The sequence below is a fragment of the uncultured Mucilaginibacter sp. genome (genome assembly GCF_903913935.1).
Taxonomy (GTDB): domain Bacteria; phylum Bacteroidota; class Bacteroidia; order Sphingobacteriales; family Sphingobacteriaceae; genus Mucilaginibacter.
In genome coordinates, this window is record NZ_CAIWNH010000127.1 from 1 (window position 1) to 1,993 (window position 1,993).

General features: G+C 46.2%; 4 protein-coding genes. All 4 read left to right on the forward strand.

All coding sequences use genetic code 11. The features are described 5' to 3' along the window. Positions 1-690, forward strand: a 690-nt coding sequence (locus tag QZY09_RS04765) for an arylesterase (protein ID WP_367119164.1), incomplete at its 5' end; no start/stop codon positions are given. 62 nt (positions 691-752) lie between these two features. Continuing rightward, positions 753-977, forward strand: a complete 225-nt coding sequence (locus QZY09_RS04770) for a CDGSH iron-sulfur domain-containing protein (protein WP_295668850.1) — start codon at positions 753-755, stop codon at positions 975-977. Between the two features lie 98 nt (positions 978-1,075). Then, positions 1,076-1,876, forward strand: a complete 801-nt coding sequence (locus tag QZY09_RS04775; RefSeq protein WP_295668853.1) for an alpha/beta fold hydrolase — start codon at positions 1,076-1,078, stop codon at positions 1,874-1,876. Between the two features lie 10 nt (positions 1,877-1,886). Then, the coding region (locus tag QZY09_RS24675; protein WP_367119165.1) for a cupin domain-containing protein at positions 1,887-1,993 on the forward strand (107 nt) is incomplete at its 3' end.

Consider the following 1,993-nt stretch of genomic DNA (forward strand, 5'->3'; position numbering starts at 1 on the left):
CACATTTTTATAATTTTCATTCTTTTATTATCTGCCTGCGGAAGCAAAAACACTGCCCCTGCGGATACGACTGCCGGTTCCAGTAAACCCGACAGCGCTTCATCAGCCAAAACGGTTTTGTTTTTTGGAGATAGCCTAACCGCTGGGTATGGGTTAGATGACCAGTCGCAGGCCTTCCCCGCCGTCGTTCAAAACAAAATTGACAGTGTAAAACTGCCTTATCATGTGGTTAATGCCGGGGTAAGCGGCGAAACATCGGCTGGCGGCCGTGGCCGCATCAACTGGATACTAAAGAAAAAAGTTGATGTTTTTGTGCTTGAATTAGGAGCTAATGATGGCCTGCGCGGCATCCCGGTAAGCGAAACAACTGCAAACCTGCAGGCCATAATTGATACGGTAAAAGCAAAATACCCCCACGCCAGGTTAGTGATGGCGGGCATGCAGGTGCCCCCAAATATGGGCAGCATATATGCTTATAGCTTCAAAGCTATCTTCCCTGAACTCGCCGCCAAAAACAAAATGGCTTTGGTTCCATTCCTGCTTAAAGATGTTGCTGGAAACCCTAAGTTAAACCAAAAAGATGGCATCCACCCTACTGCTGAAGGCGCTAAAATAGTAGGCGCCAATGTTTGGGAGGTGTTGCATGGGGTACTGCTGAGTAAAAACCAGGTAGTGATAGTTAACTACTAATATTTACCAAATCTTTCCGGTTCATCCGCGGGTATGATTATCTTCGCAGAAAAAACAGCAAAATGTCCAAAACAAAAATTACAATAAACAACAACGGTTCGGTTAAAATAGACGGCGATTTCGAAATTGTTGATATGCAGGGAAATGCATACGGTCTGCAAGGCAGAACCATTGTTTCTATCTGCCGCTGCGGCTTATCGGCAAACAAGCCGTTTTGCGATGGCTCACATAAAGGCCACTTTGAGCACGAGGCCATTGCTTTCGACCTGCCACCGAAAAAGGTTTAGTTGAAAGATTTTTAAAGACTTACGAAGTTAAATAAACTTCGTAAGTCTGACAGTCTAAATCAGTGTAATCAAAAAAATCAGTTAAAAACTGTGATCCTATGGCGACTGTGATATTAAACAACATAACCATTAATTACAAAGTAACAGGCAAAGGTGAGCCGGTGGTTTTGATCCACGGGCACCCGTTCGATCACACCATGTGGTACCCGCAAGTGGTGGCGTTATCTGACACTTACAAGGTTGTCACTCCCGACCTTCGGGGCTATGGTAAAAGCCCACTCCCCTCACCGGGAAAAACAAAATTTGAAGATTACGCTACCGATATGCTCCACCTGTTGGATTACCTGGAGATCGGTCGGTTTCATTTAGCTGGTCTTTCCATGGGCGGGCAAATTATTATGGAAATGTTCCGTCAGGCTCCGGACAGGATCAGGTCATTGATCTTCGCCGATACTTTTGCCAGTTTAGATACTCCCGAAGTTAAACAGGGGCGCTATGACGCTGCCGATCGGCTGGAACGTGAAGGAATGGACACTTATGCGAACGAGGTGATCTATAAAATGATGAAGCCTGAACATGTAAAATCCATGCCCGAAGCTGCGGGATTTGTGATTAAAATGATGAAAGCTACTTCGCCGGCCGGGGCGGCTACCGCCTTAAGGGCGCGGGCCGAAAGAATTGACTACTTATCAGATGTGTTTCCCAAGATCAAAATCCCGACTTTGATAATTGTGGGTCGCCAGGATGAGTTTACCCCTGTGGCCATGGCCGAAACGATGCAGCAAAACCTGCAAAACGGCATACTGGTGGTGATTGACGATGCAGGCCACATGCCTAACCTGGAGCACCCGGATGAATTTAACCAGGTAGTGCTTGAGTTTTTAGCAGTTGTTAATTAAACTAAATCCGATGGAAAACCAAAACGCCGCTTATTGGATCGAACACCTAAGTCTTCAGCCGCATCCGGAAGGTGGCTTTTACAAAGAAGTCTTCCGCTCTGAGATGGAAGTTACCAG